The organism is Stenotrophomonas sp. WHRI 8082 (assembly GCF_040223995.2).
Classification (GTDB): Bacteria; Pseudomonadota; Gammaproteobacteria; order Xanthomonadales; family Xanthomonadaceae; genus Stenotrophomonas.
Window position 1 is genome coordinate 3750242 of sequence record NZ_CP167826.1, and the last position, 16254, is coordinate 3766495.

Here is a 16254-nt window from a genome sequence, read left to right on the forward strand (position 1 = left end):
CGAGCACGGCTCGGCGCTACCCCCAACACACCGCAAAAAAAAACGGCCCCACATCTCTGCAGGGCCGCTACACGGGCTGAAACGGGGGAGGGACACTTTCAGCCCACGGTCACCGGCCGACGACGAGCCGCCAGCAACCGCTGGAACACATCAACCACCTCAGGCCGCAGCCAGCTCCGCTTCCGGCAGGTTCGCCAGCGCCGCGGCGATCGCTTCTTCGCGATGCTTCGGCGAATACGCGATGCCTTCGGCACGCACGAATTCCACGTCATTGATGCCCATGAAGGCAAACACCTGACGCAGCAGCGGCTCCTGGAAGTCCGCCGGCGAATCGGTATAGATGCCGCCACGGCTGCTCACAATGATCACCCGCTTGCCACCGGCCAGCCCAACCGGGCCCGCCTCGGTGTACTTGAACGTCTTGCCGGCCACCGCAACGCGGTCGATCCAAGCCTTCAGCGTGGACGGGATGCTGAAGTTGTACATCGGCGCACCGATCACCACCACGTCAGCAGCCAGGAACTGCTCCAACACCTGCTGCGCATCAGCGGTTTCTGTCGCATCCAGCTGGGCCAGCGAGCTGCCGCGCAGGTGGGGGATCGGATTTGCGTCCAGGTCGCGGTACGCCACATCAAAGTCCGTAGCGGAATCCTTGAAACGGCCAACCACCGCCGCGGACAGCTGGCGGGAAACCGAATTGTCGCCGAGCGCGCTGGCGTCGATATGCAGAAGCTTCATGGCAGTCGCCTATGTATGGGGGGAGGCTTAAGCGCCGCCGACAGGGCACACGATAGGTTGTTGCCAATGTGGGATAAAGGTGGTTGAATGCCACGTATTGTTCTACTTATGGAACTGCGACATGCAAGACCTCAACGATCTCTACTACTTCGCCATGGTGGTCGACCATGGCGGTTTTGCCGCAGCAGAACGTGCGCTCGGCATCCCCAAGTCGCGCCTGAGCCGCCGTATCAGCCAGCTGGAAACCGACCTCGGCGTCCGCCTGCTGCAGCGCTCCACGCGTCGCTTTGCCGTCACCGACGTCGGCACCAGCGTGCACCGCCATGCGCAGACCATGTTGGCCGAAGCGCAGGCCGCTCGCGAGGTGGTGGACCGCTTGAGCGCCGAGCCGCGTGGCCTGGTGCGCGCGAGTGTGCCGGTATCGCTGGCGCAGATGCAGTTGCCCAAGCTGCTGCCGAAGTTCCTGGAGCAGTACCCCAAGGTGCGGCTGCAGTTGAATATCAGCAACCGCCGCGTAGACATCATCAACGAAGGCTACGACGTCGCCCTGCGCGTGCGTTCGCGGCTGGATGACGATGGCAGCCTGGTCATGCGCAGCTTCGGCCAGGTGCAGGAACTGCTGGTCGCCAGCCCGAAGTACCTCGACCGCGCCGGCCGCCCGAAGGATCCGGATGAGCTGATCAACCACGTCACGCTGAGCATCAGCGAAGACGAGGCCCGCCAGCGTTGGGAACTGCACGGACCGGAAGGCGCCGTGCGTCGGGTCGACCTGCAACCGCGCGTAGCCGGCTTCGATTTCCCGCTGCTGCAGAGCATGGTCAAAGACGGTTTCGGCATCACCATGCTGCCGGAAACGGTCTGCGCCGATGCCGTACGCAAGGGCGAGCTGGAAGTGGTGTTGCCCGAATGGTCGCTGCCGCAGGGCATCTGCCACGCGGTGTTCGCCTCACGCCGCGGCCTGCTGCCGGCCGTGCGGGTGTTCATCGACTTCCTGGCCGAGCACCTGCCGCCTCAGCTTGAAGCCTCACGACTGGATTGCGGCGGCGCCTGCGAACGGGCCAAAGAGAAGATCAAGGCGACTGCACTAGGCGCGTTGGCCGTAGACGCCGGCTGACCCAACAGACTGACCGCTGGTAGCGCCGAGCCATGCTCGGCGGAACCCATCACCGTCCAGCCGACTGGCAGGCGCCGAACCATGGGCAAACGCCCCCAACGCATGCGAGAATACGCCTCCCCGGACAGCCTCCGGGACTGCAGCACATCGGAGAGATGGCCGAGCGGTTTAAGGCACCGGTCTTGAAAACCGGCGAAGGGTCAAACCTTCCGTGGGTTCGAATCCCACTCTCTCCGCCAAGACCTTTTATAAGTTACTGAAAAGGCAGTGGAATACTACGCTGCCAAATCCTGTCCCATACAGTCTCCCATACTTCCGTCGCCGATCACCTCAGCGCAGAAGCGGTCGATATCCGATTTCGCCCACACCGTGCGTGCGCCCAGCTTCCGCTGCTTGGGGAAGCTTCCCTGCGCCATGCGCCGATAGATCGACGCCCGACTCAGTGACGTGCGGATCATCACGACCTCAATGTCTTGGAGGTCGGCAGCCAGGTCGGCCGCGGTCTTCTTGCCGCTCATCATTGCTCCTTCGCCGCGTCGATCGCGGACGGGTTCGTGTTGCCAGGGCGGCCTCTGGCATGCGCCATGATTCTGGCCACCTCTTCGTTGTCACCACGCACCAGGGCGATCAGCGCCAGGCCGCGCGCTTCCCACAGCCGCACGACACCTTTTCGTGCGCGCGTCAGGTTCACCCCGGAGCGACGGGCCAGCTCGTGGCCCACTTCCCGATGGTCGGGCGCTTCTTCCCTCAGCAGGTCAGCCACCAGCCACCTCCACGCGCTTGAACTCGATCACCCATACCCACGGGTTCTCGATCCACATGCCGCCGGTCGAGTCCCACAGTGTCATGAAGCTGGTCCTCGCCGTCAGCGACTCATGCATCCCGCCGTTGAAGGTGAAGCGGCCATTGAGTTGTTCGATGCCTTCCGCGTTGGCATCCACCTCGCTGATCGCCTGCAGCCGCTCCACGCGCACGTCGGTGATCTCCAGCACCAGGCGGCAGGAGTGCCTTGGCATGTGGATGCTCGGCTTCCACTTCACCGGATAGTCCGTGCCGCAAGCCGATTTGCAGTAAACCGCGTCGGGGTTCGTGGCCTTATAGACGATGTGTTCACCTGCGCCGCCGCCGTAGTGGCGAACCTGCAGGCCGAAGGCCTCCCGCACCCACAGGCGGTCGCCGGGCTTGCCGAAGGGGCAGCGAAAACCAAGCGTCATCTCTTCGCTGCCCGCGATTCGGAACTCGCCGGCATTCTGGAAGGCCGTAGCGTGGCTGAAGCTCGGGTTGCAGCCATCGCGCCACGAGATGTTCTTCACGGCGCGCCGCGTCTGCGTCTTCGCGCCCGACAGGATGGCGCGTACCATTGCGCCGTTGAATAGGATCGGACGCTCAGCCATGCAAAACCCCTATTTCGAGAAATTTGATCAAATTGGCGAGTCCGAAGTGCGGGCCCGTCTGAGTTCTGGTCGCTACCGCGCTGAGAGCCATCAACGAGCAGCTGCGGTTGAGTGGCTTGCGCACCGCGATTACGCGGCGAACTTGGCAGCTGAGGAAGATCGAAAGGCTTCTCTGCGACATGAAGGAGTCGCGGCGAAGGCCGCGAGCTCCTCTGCAGTGGCGGCTTGGGTTTCGGCCGTCATAGCAATCCTGGCGCTGCTTGTTGCAGGTGTCGCCCTTTGGGTTTCGCTGCAGGGAAAATAGGCTCACGCGGCCTCCCTTGTGTAATCGTCCAGGCCATCGAACAGGTCGCCCATAGCCGCCGGACGGCTCCGGTTTTCTTCGCCCGCCGTGATGGCTGCTGCGATGCGCGCCTCCGCGATCGCGGCGTAGGCGGGATCCTGCTCGATGCCGACGAATCGAAAGCCCTCGAGCACGGCCGCCTTTCCGGTGCTACCGCTTCCGGCATACGGGTCCAGCACCAGACCGCCGGTCGGCGTGACCAGCCTGCAGAGGTATCGCATAAGGTCGGTCGGCTTCACCGTCGGGTGATGGTTGCCGTTGCGTGCAGACCAGTCGGCATTCTCTACGTCGCGCATGGTCGCGTCGGCTGACACGGCCGGTGAGCCCCCGCTCGCCAGTCCTTCATTGCGGTCGTGCCTGCTTGCCTTTGCGCAGTAGAAGAAGCGGGCGGCGCTGCCGGCATCCAGCCGCCGGGCACCTGGCTGCATCTTGAATCCAACGCTGCCATGGTTGGCACTCGATGCGCTTGCCTCGCCATTGCGCGAGAGCGGCCCGCCTTCGTAGACCCGGCCAATGCGCGGGCTTGACTGGTCTTGGCTCAGGTCTGCCTTCTGTCCCGATGCTGCAGGGAAGGCCGCTAGTACTTCCGCGCTGCCGTCGTGGATCAAGTTTGCCGGCCAGCGACCCAATGCCTCGGCGGGACGCTGCTGCTGATAGCGCTCGGGGGAGGTGCGGCTTTCGATCTTGCCGTCGGCCTCAGCTTCCGCCGCGCTGCGGGTACTGAGATGCGACGTCGAGCCCCGCCTCCGCTCGATGGTTGGATTGACCTCGCCATCGGCGCTGACGCGGCACAGATCGATGTTCAAGGCACCCGTGCCGTGTTCTTCCCAGTTCCCGGCCACAGTGCCTTCCAGCGGCTTGCGCGCGACCGTGATTGGCTCCAGAGCGGGCTTCAGGGCAGTGCCGCCCCAGGGGCCGTTGTGGGACTTCGGGAAGCCGGACCCATAAATCCAGGCGATCATGTCGCGGATGTCGAAACCTGCGTCCTCGATGCGAATGGCCATCCGGTGCTGCGTGCGGGTGCCGGCGAAGGCTAGCCGGTGGCCGCCTGGCTTGAGCACGCGTAGGCACTCCGCCCAGACCTCGGACGTGGGGACGTCGTGGTCCCATTTCTTGCCCATGAAGGCCAAGCCATAGGGCGGATCGGTCACGATGGCGTCGACAGAGGCGTCGGCCATGCCGCGCATAACAGACAAGCAGTCGCCTACGCGGACAGTGTTGGCAAGCTGTCGTTCAAACATTGACTGCAGCTCCGGTAGCGCCCGATGTGGCAGAATTCTTGAACTCATATGGAGGGAGCAACGCATGCTTGCAGTGGCCGTAATGATCCCGTGTTTTGAATGGAGTCCAAGCTGCCGCCTGGATTGGTCTGCCATCGCTGCGCTGGGAGGCTGGGCCGCCGCCGCGATGACCTTCTTCGCAGTGCTTCTTCCAGTTAGACAGCTTCGAAAGGCTGCGAGTGCGCGCGATGCTTCCGATTTTGTGGAAGGTCAGATCGCAGTTCGCCGCTCTGTGATCTCGCTGGTTCATTTCCACACTGGGATCGGAGCGATCTCCTATCGCGTTGATAACGCAACTGGGATAGACGACTTTACCGAGAGCCTTGGATTGGTGGGTACATACATCGTGCAGCGCCCATTTCCTGATCTTCCTCAAATACCGACGCTTGCCAACCTTCGCATCCAAATGGCGAGGCTCGAGGCGACTCTCACAAACCTCGCTTCTTATGTTGATACTTATGAGATGGGAGCATTCGATGCTGGAATAGTTCAGGCATTCATCGTCACAGTTGATATTGCGCGCGACAGCTTTAATGACGTTATTGAAGCGCTTGACGATGCGGTGCCGGGTTCCAATTTCCAATCCACTCTTGCCCCTTTTAGAACGGGCTGATTTTCCTGGCTGAGTTGCAAGATTTGGTTCAAAACCGTGGAGTGCTGAGTTCATGCGGCGATCCTCATTTCGGCTTTGGCCGGGTCCAGGTTGGCCTCGGCGAGCGCGCGCAGCGGCGGCGGGCTGACGCTGTTGCCGACCATGCGGACCTGCGCGGTTGTTTTCAGCGGGGTGCCGTTGGCCGTGCGGTCGATGATGTATCCGAGCGGAAAGCCCTGACAGCAAAACAACTCATGCGGCTTGAGCATGCGCAGGCCGATATCCACGACTATGTAGGGCGTGCCTTTGATCACGACCGTGACCAGCGCCATCCGGTCCTTCGTCGTGATGGTGTCCAGCGGATCGCGCGCATCAACGGCGATGCCGCTGGCGTAGTACTTCACCAGGAAGGCAGCAACCCGCTCGGCGCCTTCCAGCTGCTCCGCGCTGAGGGTGCACTCGACCACGCCGTGATGAACGGTGCTGGCGCATACGGTGCCCAGCGGCTCGGCTGCGTCCTGACCGTGGGAATTCTTGCGCATCGTCAGCAGGTGGGTCGTCGCCAGTCCAAGGGCGTGCGCAGCACCTGCCGGTCGCTTCGCGCCAGCGCCTGATGTAATGGTGGGAAGCGGACCCGTGACTGGATGGCCGATGCTGTCGCCGCGGAACTTGACCAAGGACGGCGCCACCAGTGCCGTGTCTGCCTTCGCGGTCGTGGTGTAGAGAGGTTCGGCGCCTGAGCGCGGCTCAGTCTGGCCAGCACGGCCGCCAACGCCAGCGAGGATCGGTGTCACGACGGAGAAGTGGCCGCCCTTGACCCCGGCGCATACCGTGCGCAGCGGTTCATCCGCAGCCATGGTGCGCTGGTTGCTGGCGTTCGCATGCTCGGCGATGAACGGCGCCAGTTCGGGTACGCCCAGCATCAGCTCGCCACGGTTGGCTGCTGTGATCGTCTTCAGCGGCTCATGGATGCTGTTCACCCGGTCCGCGCCCTGATGAGTGACAGGCACGATGAAGGGATCGGCGCTCTCCAGCACATGACGGACGACGCCCTTGGCTACGCGCCGCATCGTGGCATCGGCCAGCGGCCGGGGCCTGGTGAAGATCGAGCGGCAGGGGATGCTGAAGTCCAGGCAGTCGGCGGCGCTGACGCGGCGCTGCAGGCCCTTTGCGACGCCATGGGTCGCTGCCGGCCAGATGATAGCCTCGCCGTCGCGGCGGCCCAGCACGAACAGGCGCTCGCGGCTGGTGCCCGCACCGTAGTCGCTGGCCACCAGCTTGCGCCACTCCACCACATAGCCCTCCGCACGCAGAGCGGCCACCAATTGGCGCCAGGTGCGACCGCTGTGGCGCTTGTCCGGAACAAGCTGCTGGTTCTCCACCGGCACGCGCTCGCCGCGCGCTGCAACGGTGCCGTCCATCTTGACCACGCGGCCCGTGCTCTTGCAGCGCTTGGCCACCAGCGGTCCCCAGGTCAGCATCTGCCAAACGTTCTCCATCGAGAAGATGCGGGGCGCCGTGTTGGTGCCGTTGAGCAGATCGGCGCGCCGGAGCATGCCGATCCACTTCTTCACCACCCACGACAGAGCGCGCGTCTTCCGGCTGCGTGGCTGGCCACCCTTGGCCTGGCTGAAGTGAGTGCAGTCCGGCGAGGCATGGAACCAGCCGATGGGCCGGCCGGCCACGTCCACGCGCGGATCCGCATGCCAGATGTCCTCGCGATGGTGCTGGGTGAGCGGGTGGTTCGCGGCGTGCATGCCGATGGCCAGCTCGTCGTGGTTGTAGGCCAGCGCCGGGTCGATGCCGAGTGCCTGCTTCAGGCCTTCGCTGGCGCCGCCGCCGCCGGCGAACAGGTCGACCACGATCTCGCCGGACCGCAGGCGCGAGCGCTGCGGCGCTGGGAAGTTGAAGGAGCGGGAGCCGTCTGCCATGGATGCCTCGGAGTCTGATGGGGTGATCGGCTACGCGGCTTTGGCCGCGCAGCCGTTGCAGAGCGCGGCCAGGTCTTCCAGCCGAATCGCCTCTGCCATGTAGTAGTCATGTCGCTCCTGCCGGACCGACAAGCTGAACTGCTTATCGATGAGCGCTTGCTCGGCTGCGGCGCGCCACGCTTTTGCAAGTCGGGCCGGATCGTGTTCGAAGAGGTCGAGTTGGGTCCGCAATTTCATGTCCGGTCTCGGCTCGGATAGAGCGCGGTGCCTTACGGCATCGCGCGGTCATGGACCTTCCAGAACATTTCCTTCAGCTCCTGCGGAAGGTCGGTACGTGCGCGGCACGCCAGGAACGCGCGTTCCACGATCAGCCCTGCTTCCGAAGGGTCGGCGTTGCCAACGGCTGCCGTGATCGCGCGCTTCTTGCATTCGTCGATAAGCTCTTTGTCGGAAAACTCATCGAGGTCGACGTCGACCTCCACAGTCACGTACGGCATGGCGATCTCCTCAGGCAGCCAGGGCGGATTCGTCAACATTGGTGAAGGGGTACTTGGCGACCTGGTCTTTGATGTGGGCGCCGAAGTGCTTGCCCTTCGACTCGGCTGCCTGGAAGGCTGCGAAGTCCTCGGCGGTGAAGTTGGCGTAGTGGTACAGGCTGCCCGGGCCGACCACGCCGCCCTTGCGGCTGGTGAAGCGGATCGCCAGGGTGCTGGTCTCGGCGTCGTGGCCGATGGAGTGGATCTGGTTGGACTCGACGTCCTGCAGGTCGATGCGCAGTGCCATGGTGGTGCTCCTTTAAGGTGGCGCCTCGGTTTGAGGCGCGCTGGGGTCAGATGTGGCAGTCGACGACGGTCAGGAGGGTGTCGTTGGGCAGGCCGTCAATCAGCGCGGCGAACTCCCGGTTCCATGCATCGGGATCCTTTTCATCGGCGACGAATCCAAACCAGCCCATGTCGCCGCGCTCATACCACCTGCCGTCTTTCAGAACAGCGAAGGTGCTGATAGCGCTGTCAGCCGCGCGCCTGGTGAACACGTCGCGGCTGACCTTGAAGTCGTCAAGCTGCAGGAATGCGAAGCGGTGATCCTTGTCATCAGCATTGGCAATCGCTTGCTTCGCACGCTGGGAGTGATAGGCGGCGCGTGCAGCCTCAATGTCGCCAGGAAAGCGCTCGCGCGTCTCGGTCCAGGTGATCAGGTCATCGAGGTCACCGGTGATGGCCCGAATCTCGTCCCATTTCCGCCCATCCGTTGCCGCGGCTTCAGCGCGCATCCCCTCGACGTCGATGTCGCCTTTCCGAACCTGGTCTGCTCGGTCCGCGCCGGTGTTACGGCACGAGCCCAGAAAACCACTCTCGCCACAACTGCCGATAGCGCCAGGCTTGAGCTTGAAGTAGCCGCTCCAGCGACCGCCCACCTGCCACCAGTCCCACTTTTTGTTGGGATTGGTGCGGTTTACGGCCTTGATCAGCTGGCCGCCCTCCATGACTGCGTAGCCGAACTGGTGCGCACCGTTGCGATCCACCTCGGACTCGGATGCGACAACGAGGTCTTCGAGCCCATGCCAGTCGAGGCCGTGCTCGCGGCACTCTTCGGTCACATCGATGTCTTGGACAAACTCATCGTTGGTGCCGGTGCATTCAAACTCATGGAACGGTTGCAGCTGCTTTTCGACGTTGTCGCCGATAACCAACACGGTGAAGTGGCTCATGGGGTTTCCCTGGAGTGGAATAGAGCCCGGCGCTTGGACCCGGCCGGGGCGGGGCCCTGCAGTGCAGGGCAGGGGTGATTCGTTACGCGGCCAGCGGGTAGGTTTCGCCGTTGGCCGCAGCGCGCAGGACGCGGATCATCTGCTCGCACATGGCCGGCACCTGGTCGGCGGCGTAGAGCTTCGCGCCGCGCTCGGTGCTGACAGGTTCGAAGCCGAGCTGGCGCAGGCCGTCGGCGCTGATGCACAGCGGGCCGATCAGGGCGCTGATCTCGCCGAGCTTGATCTTCTTGCCCTCTGGGGCCCACGGCGCGGCGTCATTGGTAACCGGTGCAGGAGCGGGAGCAGCAGCGACCGCGGCGACCTGCCGGATCGGCGAGAGCTCCGGCGCGGCCGCGACCGGCTCAGCAACCGGGGCGGGAGCAGCTGCGCGCGCTGCGGCCGCTTCCTGCTGACGGGTGGCCTCGGCTGCATCGTCTAGGACCTTCTTCGCGCGGGCCGCCTCTTCCTCGCGGATTTTCGCGCGCTCAGCTTCGAGTCGTGCCGCATCGCGACGCTGTTGCTCGGAAATGCGAACCGTAATCAAGTTGAGGAGGTCCTGCGCAGACTTGGAGGAGCACAGCTGCACGCGGTCGGGGAACAGTGCGCCGAAAGTGCCGACCTCCATCTCGAAGATGTGGACATTGGCGCGGATCCGCTCGGCCAGCTGGCTGGCGGTGATCTTGATGTTCGCTGCAGCCGTGCTGACCGCATCTTCCATGCTGGTGAACGACTTCTTGCCCTTGATCGAGGCGCCCAGCTCTGCCGTCACTGCCTGCGCCGGAAACGCGATCGCGTGCTGGCCCATGGAGGAGTTGATCTGGTCGTAGTGCTCCTGCACGTTGGTGCGGCCGGCCTGGACGATCTCGATCCGGCGCTCGTCCTTCCGCTTGCCGACCAGCTTCTCCAGCTCCAGGCGAATGCGGCGGGTCTCGGCCTTTACGTCATCCATCGTGCGGAACATCGCGTCGATGTCTGCTGTCTGGCTCAGGGCGTGCGCCTTGGCAGCGTCAAGCTTCTTTTCAACCGCCGTAGCCCACTTCACCGTCTGCTCCGCATCGGCGAAGTCCGAGTCGGTCTGCAGGTTGCGGTTGATGCCGCTCAGCACGCCCATGGCATGGGCGCGGAAGTCACCGAGATTGCTCGCAGTGACCATGCCCTGCAGCTCGATGCGCAGCGCCGGCAGCTGGTCGGGGGCTTTGCCCACTACCGGCTCGGCGACCGGCACGACCTGGTAAGCGCACACGTCCGCTTCGAACTGCTCCCAGCCGGGCACGATCCGCTCACGCAGCTCGGGGTTCGGGTAGTACCAGCAGTGCCGTTCTTCAACGAGCTGCCATTCGTCCGTCTGCGGGTCCTGCTTCCACTCGGAGGCCATGAACAGCACGCGCCCGGCCTGGCTGACCATGCACTGCTGCTCCATCTGGATCTGGTGGTAGAGCGGCAGGTCGGTGCCGACGCAGTCCGGCGTCATGCAGGCGCGCAGAATGGCATTGAGCGTCTTGTGCTCGAACGCAGTGTCCTCGAGCAGGGTCAGGCCGTCGAAGCTGGCAGACAGCCTTCCATGCGTACCCACGCACGGATAGAGGTCCTCCCCAACGATGTCCTCAGCCAGCGGGCGGGCCAGTGCTTCGAACTGGTGGCCGTTGTCGAAGATCTGCTGCAGGAACCAGCTGATCTCTTGGGCCACACCGGTGGCGCGTACCTTGAGCAGCTCGGAGCGGCTGATGTTCGGGAACTCGCCCAGCATGATGGGCGCTTCGCTGGCATTGAGGTGGTCAGCGCGGTGGGCATGCCATTCGGGCGTGCCCTGTACCAGGTTCACGATTCTCATTGGTTCACCTCGGTTGCGGCGGCCGATTCAGCCGCGCGGATCTTCTTCTTCTGGTCTTCGGTGAGCGCGCCCTTGCTTTCGACCATGGCGATGATCTGGTCGGCGGTTCGCTTGCCCTCCTGGATGGCAGAGATCCAGCCCGGCAGGTTCCTATCGAACTGCTCGCTGGGGTATGCACCGGGCGAGCTGTCGCCGTGCTGCACGGTGGCGACGACGCGCACGTCGGCCATGGGCTCTACTTCGTCCGCGGTATAGACGCCCAGCAGTGCCTCAGGCGCATAGCGCCGGGCCCACTGGCGGGTGCCGCGGTAGACCAGCATGTCTTCCGGGATCTTGTCCCAGGCGTTCTCGACCTGCTTGCCATCCTTGTTCTTGGTGTAGGTGCGCCAATCCTTTACGGTGCCGCGCACGCTCTGCGGGCCGTTGCCGCCGCGCGGCGTGCCGGTCACGATGATCGTTGCGGCCTGGCCGCTCCCCTGAATGTCGTATTCCAGCCGGCCTTCAACGGCGCCCATGGCGTAGAGGGCTGCAGCAACCAGCTTGCCCTCGTAGCAGAGGCGGCCGTGGACCACCGAGGTGCACTGAGCGACGCTGACCGCGTCCATGCCCCAGCGCTGCGCCTGCATCACGATCAGCAGGCAGTCACCGGACTTGCCGCGCAGGTGATCTGGCACCAGGTTGGCCTTGGCCATGATTTCCGACAGTTGGATCGCCTCGTGGATCGAGGTCGGCATCAGGGCGTTTGCCCGGACTTCGCCGGTCATGGCCTGCTGCGTTGCGAGTGAGGTGCTCATCGAATGTCGTCCTTGCGGATGTTGATGCGGGTAAGGGGGATCGAGCGGCGAAGGGCCTTCCGGGCCTCCAGTTGGTCGGTGAACTGCTTCCACACCTGGTGGGCCTCAGCGACGGTGCGGTAGCCGAAGAACAGGGCGCCGACGCCGCCAACCAGCACGAAGCTGTCGGCGTTGCGCGGGCTGGCCAGCAGCGCCAGGGCGAGGCAGAAGGAGAACAGCACGGCGGCGATGAAGGCCGGGGTGAGGAGCGTTATGGGGTGGCGGCTCATGCGTTGTCTCCGTAGATCAGGGTCATGCGCTTGCGGCGGGCGCGCTCCCAGATGCGGTTCTGGGCTTCCTTGGAGCAGCCGGCCGCGACGAACTCGCGGGCTGTCTCGTTGACGTCCAGACCGGAGCGGGCGGCAACGGCTCGAACGCTCTCCAGCAGGTACTTCTGGCTGTTGGTCTGGATGGGGAAGGCGAGGACTTGGGCGCTCATGCCGCTTGCTCCAAGTCGCTGTTGCCACGCTGGATGGCGTCGGACGTCTGAGCGAACGGGTTCGGCAGTGCACGGCAGGTGTCGATCAGGCTTTGGCGGCGCTTCCGGGACGACTCTTCGTCGGCGAGGCCACGGGGATAGCTCAGGCCACCGGTCGAGTAGATCTCGTCGGGGAAGCCGATCATGGTCAGCTCGTGCCGGCGAGCAGCTTCCCAAGCCATCTCATCTGAAGCACCGGCGAACGTGGCAGCGCGGTAGGCCACTTCGATGCCAGGCATGCGCAAGCCGGTGGTCTGAAGGTTGGCCAGCAGCACGGCGCGGTTGTGGCGCTCTTCGCGGACTTTGGCTTCCGGGTGCAGTTCCGTGATCGAGGCCATGTCAGCACCCCGGTCCGAAGGTCCAGCCGAAGACCAGTGCGCCGAAGCGCAGGCCGGCGGCAGCTGCGAACACTGCCAGCGCGTAGGTTGCCGCGATGGGCTGCCAAAGGGGACGACGCTTGATTGCCATCTCGTTCTCCGAGCCCGGCGAAGTGCTGGGCGACGGGAGTAAATTACCAGACGGTAATTCCGTGTCAAGCAAAAAATTACCGAAAAGTAAAAGTAACGGCCAGCAGCAGTTCTGACTGGCCGAGGCCAGCCATCAGCTGTCGTCTAAAAAGGCCCTATGGGCCTTAGACCATCCTGTCGCCAGCAGCGTCTCGGTCGACGGCAATAAGCTCAGTCAAGGCCCAGATCACTGTGATCACTAGCCCAATGACAAACCAGCCCAAGAGGAGGGTGATCAGCAGCTGTACAACGGCTCGCCCGTTGTAGCCGGCATAGAAGTTGTGCAGGCCCAAGGTGCCAAAGAAGAGGCCCAGGATGATGTAGACGCCCCGGCTCTTCGCGGTTTTGACCACGTGTGGTTGGGGGGCCAGCACGGGAGAAGCCAGATGCGCAATCGGCGCCCCGCATCCTACGCATGCTGCAGCTTTATCACTTATCTCGCGCCCGCACTCACCGCAGTTCACCATCGCCATCATGCTTCCTTTCACGTCTCAAAGTATCAGAACCGGCGGAAGCCGGCATGTACGAGTGCCTTGCCGCGCACCGCAAGATCCGCAATGTCGCAACGCCACTCCTTGAACTCGGGATTGGCGCTGACGACGTACAGGCCGTCGATCCGCTTCTGAAGCATCTTGATCTGTGTCTCGCCGTCGTAACTGATCAGGTAGTAGTCGTCACCATCGAAGTAATCCACCGATGTGTCGATCCACACGATGTCGCCATCCTCAATCTTTGGCCGCATCGAAGGGCCTCGGCCGGTGATGATCTGGATGCGACCAGGCTTTGGCAGGAAGCCCAGCTTCCTTCGCACCTCCCACTCAGCCACCTCCATCACCTGCATGACCTCAGGGAAGTCCTGATTCACCACGCCAACACCCATACCTGCCGCTCCCTCGTAAAGCTGGAGCCGAAGGTAGCCGGGCTTCGTCTCAGTCTCTAAGACAGGTGCGACAGGCATTGCTGTTACTGGCTCTGCGGAGTCCAAGTAGCCATCGGGCATGCGCGCTGCCGCCTCAAGTGACCTGGCTTTTTTCTCACCGAACGACTTTTTGCCGTTCAGAAGGCCCGAAAGCTCGCCTTGGTTGATCCCCACGGCAGCGACAAATGATGCCTGCGTGCCGGCGTGGTTCTCTTGAATCCAGGCGCGAAGGCGCTCTCGGCGCAAGGTAACGATGGGGGCGTCTGTTGAAGGCATGCGCGGAGTTTCACTTACCTTGCGGTAATTGACCAAAAGGTGTTGACTTGTAATTACCGAATGGTAATCTTCATGCATGGACACCCTCCGCAGCTACCTCTCGACCTTGAGCCCGGCAGACCAGGCGGACTACGCCAAGCGTGCCGGCACTTCTATTGGCTACCTCCGCAAGGCCCTCAGCGTGGGTCAGCGCTTCGACGGTGCGCTGGTTCGTCAGCTGCATATCCAGAGCGGTGGCAGCGTTTCGCTCACCGAACTGCGTCCGGATATCTGGCCTGCAGACGAGTCGCCCGCAGCCAACGACCCGCAGGAGGTGGACCGTGCTGCCTGAGGCCTCCTTCGAGCCGCTCGCGAAAGCTGGTGACGCATTCGTCATTCGCATCCCGTTTGGTTCTCCAGCGGCTACCCACCGTGCGTTCTGGGCGCCGCTGGCATCCACCTTGGCGCCTGGCCGCGCGCTCGGTTGGATTCGGTTCGAGCGCAGGACTGTAGTCAGCTCCATGGTGCTGTTTGAAGCCACTGAATTGCGTTCGGCATGTAACGCAGCGCCTGATCAAGAGCCCGTTCTGCAAGCTTCGATACAGCTTCGGCTGGGAGTGCCTTGAGTTGATCAACCAGGTTGCCTTTGACAGTGTCCTCCGCATCGGATTCCCGCACGCGAGCGATCAGGAGTTGACGGATCGTGTCCTCATGCAGGCGCACCGTCACAACGTTGAGCTCGGCTCCGATGCCGCCGCTTTTGCGCAGGAAATCTCTACCAGCGGTAGTGATCTTCGCCGGCGTGATGCCCTGTCCGCCTTCCATGTACCCATAGATTTGTATCTCGATGAGGCCGTGGTCCCTGAGGTACTCGAGCTCCGGGATCATCTCATCCATGTCTTCACCGAAGACGTCGGTGAGGCTCACCGGCTTACCAGGCGTGGCGTTGAGGGCATTCAGCACCTTCAGCCGAATCTCATCCGCAATTTGATCAGCGTCCATGTTGCCCTCCAGGCGGGCTGTGCGTGTAGTGACCGCAGCTTACCGCCTGGCGGGCAACGCCACGCACCTCAAGCGACTGCATCGACGTAGTCCTCCATCCACAGGACTTGGCCGCCGCACTCCGGAACAGGCCCCAAGTCGGGAACGTTGAGAGGGAATGCCTTGGGCTTCCCATCGACCCTTCGGAGCAGGAACGGCTTCCCGCACATGCGGACCAGCGACACCACCTGATTCACCGACTTCCCTGAGTTGTTCATGTCCATGGCGCTGATCTTGCGCTGGCCCAGCAACCCCTTCCACGTTCACGAAGCGACCTAATGAACATCATCGACGCTGCCCACAAGACCGTAAAAGACTCGCCCGGCGGCGCCGAGGCGCTGGCTACGCGACTGATCACGACCAACGACAGGGGCGAAGAAAAGCCCATGTCCGGCGCTGTTCTCCGCAACAAGGTCAATCCGAACAACACGACGCACCACGTCACGCTCAAGGAAGCGAGCGAGATCATGGACCTCACCGGTGACCACCGCATCCTGGTCGCGCTTGCGGCCGAGCATGGGTACGGCCTGCATCGCCTCGAAGCACCCGAGAACGCCGGTTGCCTCACCAGCACAATCCTGGCCACCTCCGCCAGCAAGGGCCAGTTCGCGGAGGTGCTGAACAACTGCCTCAAGGACGGGCTGATCACCGACAACGAGTTCGCACAGCTCCAGTCGGCGGCCAGCGACGTGCAGGCCGCGATGATCATGCTGATGTCCCGCCTGCGCGAGGCCAAGGGCCAGCGGGGTGTTCTGTGAGCCGCCTCGAAAACGATATCCGCGCGCGCGAGCCCGACCGCCAGAAGATGCAGGCGAAGCTCGACGCATTCCTGGCCAAGGGTGGCCAGATCCAAAGGCCGGGGGCGCCATCACCCATCAAGCCCATATCGATGCGCGACTACGGCGATATCACGTGGGCACGGAGGAATGAGCAATGAGCCACCTTCCCGCACGCAACACCGATCCGGATACCAGCCACGAAGCCGCGCGCGATCTCGTGGATTCGCGCACGCAGGCTCAGCAGCAGGCTCAGGTGGAGTCCGCGCTGCGCCAGCATCCGGGCCTCACCAGCCGCGAGCTGGCGTTCTCTGCCGGCCTTGATCGCCACATGGTCGCGCGCAGGCTGCCAGAGCTCGAGGCAGAGGGCCTGGCCGTCCACGGCGCGCCCCGCATCTGCAGCATGAGTCGCAAGCGCTGCCAGACCTGGTTGCCGGTGCTGGACCGCGCCGATCAGGTGCCCTTGGCTGCCTGAC

At 63.6% G+C, this 16254-nt stretch carries 27 protein-coding genes and 1 tRNA gene; 8 read left to right on the top strand and 20 right to left on the bottom strand.

Annotated elements, in window-relative coordinates; genetic code table 11:
• Positions 1-159 precede the first annotated feature (159 nt).
• Positions 160-738 carry an NAD(P)H-dependent oxidoreductase gene (locus ABRP17_RS16340; protein WP_349984502.1) on the bottom strand — a complete coding sequence of 193 codons (579 nt, stop codon included), beginning with the start codon at positions 736-738 and terminating at the stop codon, positions 160-162.
• Positions 739-859: 121 nt separating this feature from the next.
• On the opposite strand from ABRP17_RS16340, the gene ABRP17_RS16345 reads away from it, so the two are divergent.
• Entirely contained in the window at positions 860-1852 is a 993-nt protein-coding gene (locus ABRP17_RS16345) for a LysR substrate-binding domain-containing protein (RefSeq protein WP_188326970.1), read from the top strand.
• 149 nt (positions 1853-2001) lie between these two features.
• A tRNA-Ser gene (locus ABRP17_RS16350) sits at positions 2002-2091 on the top strand.
• A 36-nt stretch (positions 2092-2127) separates the two neighbouring features.
• Here the strand turns inward: ABRP17_RS16350 and ABRP17_RS16355 are convergent.
• The 3 genes from ABRP17_RS16355 to ABRP17_RS16365 are packed head-to-tail and all read right to left on the bottom strand — an operon-like array spanning position 2128 to position 3246.
• Positions 2128-2370, bottom strand: coding sequence for an AlpA family transcriptional regulator (locus ABRP17_RS16355; protein ID WP_101099120.1), 243 nt, complete (start codon positions 2368-2370; stop codon positions 2128-2130).
• Entirely contained in the window at positions 2370-2615 is a 246-nt protein-coding gene (locus tag ABRP17_RS16360) for a hypothetical protein (protein WP_349984501.1), read from the bottom strand. Before ABRP17_RS16360 ends, ABRP17_RS16355 begins: the two co-directional genes overlap by 1 nt.
• Complete coding sequence (locus tag ABRP17_RS16365) at positions 2608-3246, bottom strand: hypothetical protein (protein ID WP_349984500.1); 639 nt, start codon at positions 3244-3246, stop codon at positions 2608-2610. The genes ABRP17_RS16360 and ABRP17_RS16365 overlap by 8 nt, the downstream gene beginning before the upstream one ends.
• Between ABRP17_RS16365 and ABRP17_RS16370 the strand changes: the two genes are divergently transcribed.
• Positions 3245-3550 carry a hypothetical protein gene (locus tag ABRP17_RS16370; RefSeq protein WP_349984499.1) on the top strand — a complete coding sequence of 102 codons (306 nt, stop codon included), beginning with the start codon at positions 3245-3247 and terminating at the stop codon, positions 3548-3550. The genes ABRP17_RS16365 and ABRP17_RS16370 overlap by 2 nt on opposite strands.
• A 2-nt stretch (positions 3551-3552) precedes the next feature.
• Here the strand turns inward: ABRP17_RS16370 and ABRP17_RS16375 are convergent, their stop codons facing one another.
• On the bottom strand, positions 3553-4830 hold the full coding sequence (locus ABRP17_RS16375; RefSeq protein ID WP_349984497.1) for a DNA methyltransferase: 1278 nt from the start codon (positions 4828-4830) through the stop codon (positions 3553-3555).
• Between the two features lie 64 nt (positions 4831-4894).
• On the opposite strand from ABRP17_RS16375, the gene ABRP17_RS16380 reads away from it, so the two are divergent.
• Complete coding sequence (locus ABRP17_RS16380) at positions 4895-5482, top strand: hypothetical protein (protein WP_349984496.1); 588 nt, start codon at positions 4895-4897, stop codon at positions 5480-5482.
• 50 nt (positions 5483-5532) lie between these two features.
• Here the strand turns inward: ABRP17_RS16380 and ABRP17_RS16385 are convergent, their stop codons facing one another.
• The 13 genes from ABRP17_RS16385 to ABRP17_RS16445 form a co-directional block, all read right to left on the bottom strand.
• Positions 5533-7392 carry a DNA cytosine methyltransferase gene (locus ABRP17_RS16385; RefSeq protein ID WP_349984494.1) on the bottom strand — a complete coding sequence of 620 codons (1860 nt, stop codon included), beginning with the start codon at positions 7390-7392 and terminating at the stop codon, positions 5533-5535.
• A gap of 30 nt (positions 7393-7422) precedes the next feature.
• Entirely contained in the window at positions 7423-7629 is a 207-nt protein-coding gene (locus ABRP17_RS16390) for a hypothetical protein (RefSeq protein WP_349984493.1), read from the bottom strand.
• Between the two features lie 32 nt (positions 7630-7661).
• Positions 7662-7889, bottom strand: coding sequence for a hypothetical protein (locus ABRP17_RS16395; RefSeq protein WP_349984492.1), 228 nt, complete (start codon positions 7887-7889; stop codon positions 7662-7664).
• A 10-nt stretch (positions 7890-7899) separates the two neighbouring features.
• Positions 7900-8175, bottom strand: a complete 276-nt coding sequence (locus ABRP17_RS16400; RefSeq protein WP_349984491.1) for a KTSC domain-containing protein — start codon at positions 8173-8175, stop codon at positions 7900-7902.
• Between the two features lie 46 nt (positions 8176-8221).
• Positions 8222-9100, bottom strand: a complete 879-nt coding sequence (locus ABRP17_RS16405) for a hypothetical protein (protein WP_349984490.1) — start codon at positions 9098-9100, stop codon at positions 8222-8224.
• Positions 9101-9182: 82 nt separating this feature from the next.
• On the bottom strand, positions 9183-10970 hold the full coding sequence (locus tag ABRP17_RS16410; protein WP_349984489.1) for a hypothetical protein: 1788 nt from the start codon (positions 10968-10970) through the stop codon (positions 9183-9185).
• Positions 10967-11764: a recombinase RecT gene (locus tag ABRP17_RS16415; RefSeq protein WP_349984488.1), complete on the bottom strand. Its 798-nt coding sequence runs from the start codon at positions 11762-11764 to the stop codon at positions 10967-10969. The genes ABRP17_RS16410 and ABRP17_RS16415 overlap by 4 nt, the downstream gene beginning before the upstream one ends.
• Positions 11761-12033: a hypothetical protein gene (locus ABRP17_RS16420; protein WP_349984487.1), complete on the bottom strand. Its 273-nt coding sequence runs from the start codon at positions 12031-12033 to the stop codon at positions 11761-11763. Before ABRP17_RS16420 ends, ABRP17_RS16415 begins: the two co-directional genes overlap by 4 nt.
• Positions 12030-12242: a hypothetical protein gene (locus tag ABRP17_RS16425; protein ID WP_349984486.1), complete on the bottom strand. Its 213-nt coding sequence runs from the start codon at positions 12240-12242 to the stop codon at positions 12030-12032. Before ABRP17_RS16425 ends, ABRP17_RS16420 begins: the two co-directional genes overlap by 4 nt.
• A complete protein-coding gene (locus ABRP17_RS16430; protein WP_349984485.1) occupies positions 12239-12619 on the bottom strand; it encodes a hypothetical protein in 381 nt (126 codons plus the stop codon). Before ABRP17_RS16430 ends, ABRP17_RS16425 begins: the two co-directional genes overlap by 4 nt.
• 1 nt (position 12620) lies before the next feature.
• On the bottom strand, positions 12621-12749 hold the full coding sequence (locus tag ABRP17_RS16435) for a hypothetical protein (protein ID WP_349984484.1): 129 nt from the start codon (positions 12747-12749) through the stop codon (positions 12621-12623).
• A gap of 163 nt (positions 12750-12912) precedes the next feature.
• A complete protein-coding gene (locus tag ABRP17_RS16440) occupies positions 12913-13263 on the bottom strand; it encodes a TM2 domain-containing protein (RefSeq protein ID WP_372486824.1) in 351 nt (116 codons plus the stop codon).
• 23 nt (positions 13264-13286) lie between these two features.
• Entirely contained in the window at positions 13287-14060 is a 774-nt protein-coding gene (locus ABRP17_RS16445; RefSeq protein WP_349984482.1) for a helix-turn-helix transcriptional regulator, read from the bottom strand.
• On the opposite strand from ABRP17_RS16445, the gene ABRP17_RS16450 reads away from it, so the two are divergent.
• Positions 14059-14313, top strand: a complete 255-nt coding sequence (locus ABRP17_RS16450; protein ID WP_349984481.1) for a hypothetical protein — start codon at positions 14059-14061, stop codon at positions 14311-14313. The genes ABRP17_RS16445 and ABRP17_RS16450 overlap by 2 nt on opposite strands.
• Before the next feature lie 161 nt (positions 14314-14474).
• Here the strand turns inward: ABRP17_RS16450 and ABRP17_RS16455 are convergent, their stop codons facing one another.
• Both ABRP17_RS16455 and ABRP17_RS16460 read right to left on the bottom strand, forming a co-directional pair.
• Positions 14475-14963 carry a hypothetical protein gene (locus tag ABRP17_RS16455; protein WP_349984480.1) on the bottom strand — a complete coding sequence of 163 codons (489 nt, stop codon included), beginning with the start codon at positions 14961-14963 and terminating at the stop codon, positions 14475-14477.
• A 68-nt stretch (positions 14964-15031) separates the two neighbouring features.
• A complete protein-coding gene (locus ABRP17_RS16460; RefSeq protein ID WP_349984479.1) occupies positions 15032-15226 on the bottom strand; it encodes a hypothetical protein in 195 nt (64 codons plus the stop codon).
• A 54-nt stretch (positions 15227-15280) separates the two neighbouring features.
• Between ABRP17_RS16460 and ABRP17_RS16465 the strand changes: the two genes are divergently transcribed.
• The 3 genes from ABRP17_RS16465 to ABRP17_RS16475 are packed head-to-tail and all read left to right on the top strand — an operon-like array spanning position 15281 to position 16253.
• On the top strand, positions 15281-15760 hold the full coding sequence (locus tag ABRP17_RS16465; RefSeq protein WP_192094722.1) for a phage regulatory CII family protein: 480 nt from the start codon (positions 15281-15283) through the stop codon (positions 15758-15760).
• Positions 15757-15939, top strand: coding sequence for a hypothetical protein (locus ABRP17_RS16470; protein WP_192094724.1), 183 nt, complete (start codon positions 15757-15759; stop codon positions 15937-15939). The genes ABRP17_RS16465 and ABRP17_RS16470 overlap by 4 nt, the downstream gene beginning before the upstream one ends.
• Entirely contained in the window at positions 15936-16253 is a 318-nt protein-coding gene (locus tag ABRP17_RS16475) for a winged helix-turn-helix domain-containing protein (RefSeq protein ID WP_349984478.1), read from the top strand. The genes ABRP17_RS16470 and ABRP17_RS16475 overlap by 4 nt, the downstream gene beginning before the upstream one ends.
• The last annotated feature ends 1 nt before the right edge of the window (position 16254 follow it).

Bases quoted from the DNA above. Each gene is read 5' to 3' on its own strand.
- ABRP17_RS16355 (WP_101099120.1), bottom strand. From the start codon at position 2,370: ATGAGCGGCAAGAAGACCGCGGCCGACCTGGCTGCCGACCTCCAAGAC.
- ABRP17_RS16460 (WP_349984479.1), bottom strand. From the start codon at position 15,226: ATGGACATGAACAACTCAGGGAAGTCGGTGAATCAGGTGGTGTCGCTG.
- ABRP17_RS16390 (WP_349984493.1), bottom strand. From the start codon at position 7,629: ATGAAATTGCGGACCCAACTCGACCTCTTCGAACACGATCCGGCCCGA.
- ABRP17_RS16345 (WP_188326970.1), top strand. From the start codon at position 860: ATGCAAGACCTCAACGATCTCTACTACTTCGCCATGGTGGTCGACCAT.
- ABRP17_RS16395 (WP_349984492.1), bottom strand. From the start codon at position 7,889: ATGCCGTACGTGACTGTGGAGGTCGACGTCGACCTCGATGAGTTTTCC.
- ABRP17_RS16340 (WP_349984502.1), bottom strand. From the start codon at position 738: ATGAAGCTTCTGCATATCGACGCCAGCGCGCTCGGCGACAATTCGGTT.
- ABRP17_RS16400 (WP_349984491.1), bottom strand. From the start codon at position 8,175: ATGGCACTGCGCATCGACCTGCAGGACGTCGAGTCCAACCAGATCCAC.
- ABRP17_RS16375 (WP_349984497.1), bottom strand. From the start codon at position 4,830: ATGTTTGAACGACAGCTTGCCAACACTGTCCGCGTAGGCGACTGCTTG.
- ABRP17_RS16370 (WP_349984499.1), top strand. From the start codon at position 3,245: ATGCAAAACCCCTATTTCGAGAAATTTGATCAAATTGGCGAGTCCGAA.
- ABRP17_RS16475 (WP_349984478.1), top strand. From the start codon at position 15,936: ATGAGCCACCTTCCCGCACGCAACACCGATCCGGATACCAGCCACGAA.
- ABRP17_RS16415 (WP_349984488.1), bottom strand. From the start codon at position 11,764: ATGAGCACCTCACTCGCAACGCAGCAGGCCATGACCGGCGAAGTCCGG.
- ABRP17_RS16440 (WP_372486824.1), bottom strand. From the start codon at position 13,263: ATGATGGCGATGGTGAACTGCGGTGAGTGCGGGCGCGAGATAAGTGAT.
- ABRP17_RS16420 (WP_349984487.1), bottom strand. From the start codon at position 12,033: ATGAGCCGCCACCCCATAACGCTCCTCACCCCGGCCTTCATCGCCGCC.
- ABRP17_RS16465 (WP_192094722.1), top strand. From the start codon at position 15,281: ATGAACATCATCGACGCTGCCCACAAGACCGTAAAAGACTCGCCCGGC.
- ABRP17_RS16455 (WP_349984480.1), bottom strand. From the start codon at position 14,963: ATGGACGCTGATCAAATTGCGGATGAGATTCGGCTGAAGGTGCTGAAT.
- ABRP17_RS16380 (WP_349984496.1), top strand. From the start codon at position 4,895: ATGCTTGCAGTGGCCGTAATGATCCCGTGTTTTGAATGGAGTCCAAGC.
- ABRP17_RS16450 (WP_349984481.1), top strand. From the start codon at position 14,059: ATGGACACCCTCCGCAGCTACCTCTCGACCTTGAGCCCGGCAGACCAG.
- ABRP17_RS16385 (WP_349984494.1), bottom strand. From the start codon at position 7,392: ATGGCAGACGGCTCCCGCTCCTTCAACTTCCCAGCGCCGCAGCGCTCG.
- ABRP17_RS16405 (WP_349984490.1), bottom strand. From the start codon at position 9,100: ATGAGCCACTTCACCGTGTTGGTTATCGGCGACAACGTCGAAAAGCAG.
- ABRP17_RS16365 (WP_349984500.1), bottom strand. From the start codon at position 3,246: ATGGCTGAGCGTCCGATCCTATTCAACGGCGCAATGGTACGCGCCATC.
- ABRP17_RS16425 (WP_349984486.1), bottom strand. From the start codon at position 12,242: ATGAGCGCCCAAGTCCTCGCCTTCCCCATCCAGACCAACAGCCAGAAG.
- ABRP17_RS16410 (WP_349984489.1), bottom strand. From the start codon at position 10,970: ATGAGAATCGTGAACCTGGTACAGGGCACGCCCGAATGGCATGCCCAC.
- ABRP17_RS16445 (WP_349984482.1), bottom strand. From the start codon at position 14,060: ATGCATGAAGATTACCATTCGGTAATTACAAGTCAACACCTTTTGGTC.
- ABRP17_RS16430 (WP_349984485.1), bottom strand. From the start codon at position 12,619: ATGGCCTCGATCACGGAACTGCACCCGGAAGCCAAAGTCCGCGAAGAG.
- ABRP17_RS16435 (WP_349984484.1), bottom strand. From the start codon at position 12,749: ATGGCAATCAAGCGTCGTCCCCTTTGGCAGCCCATCGCGGCAACCTAC.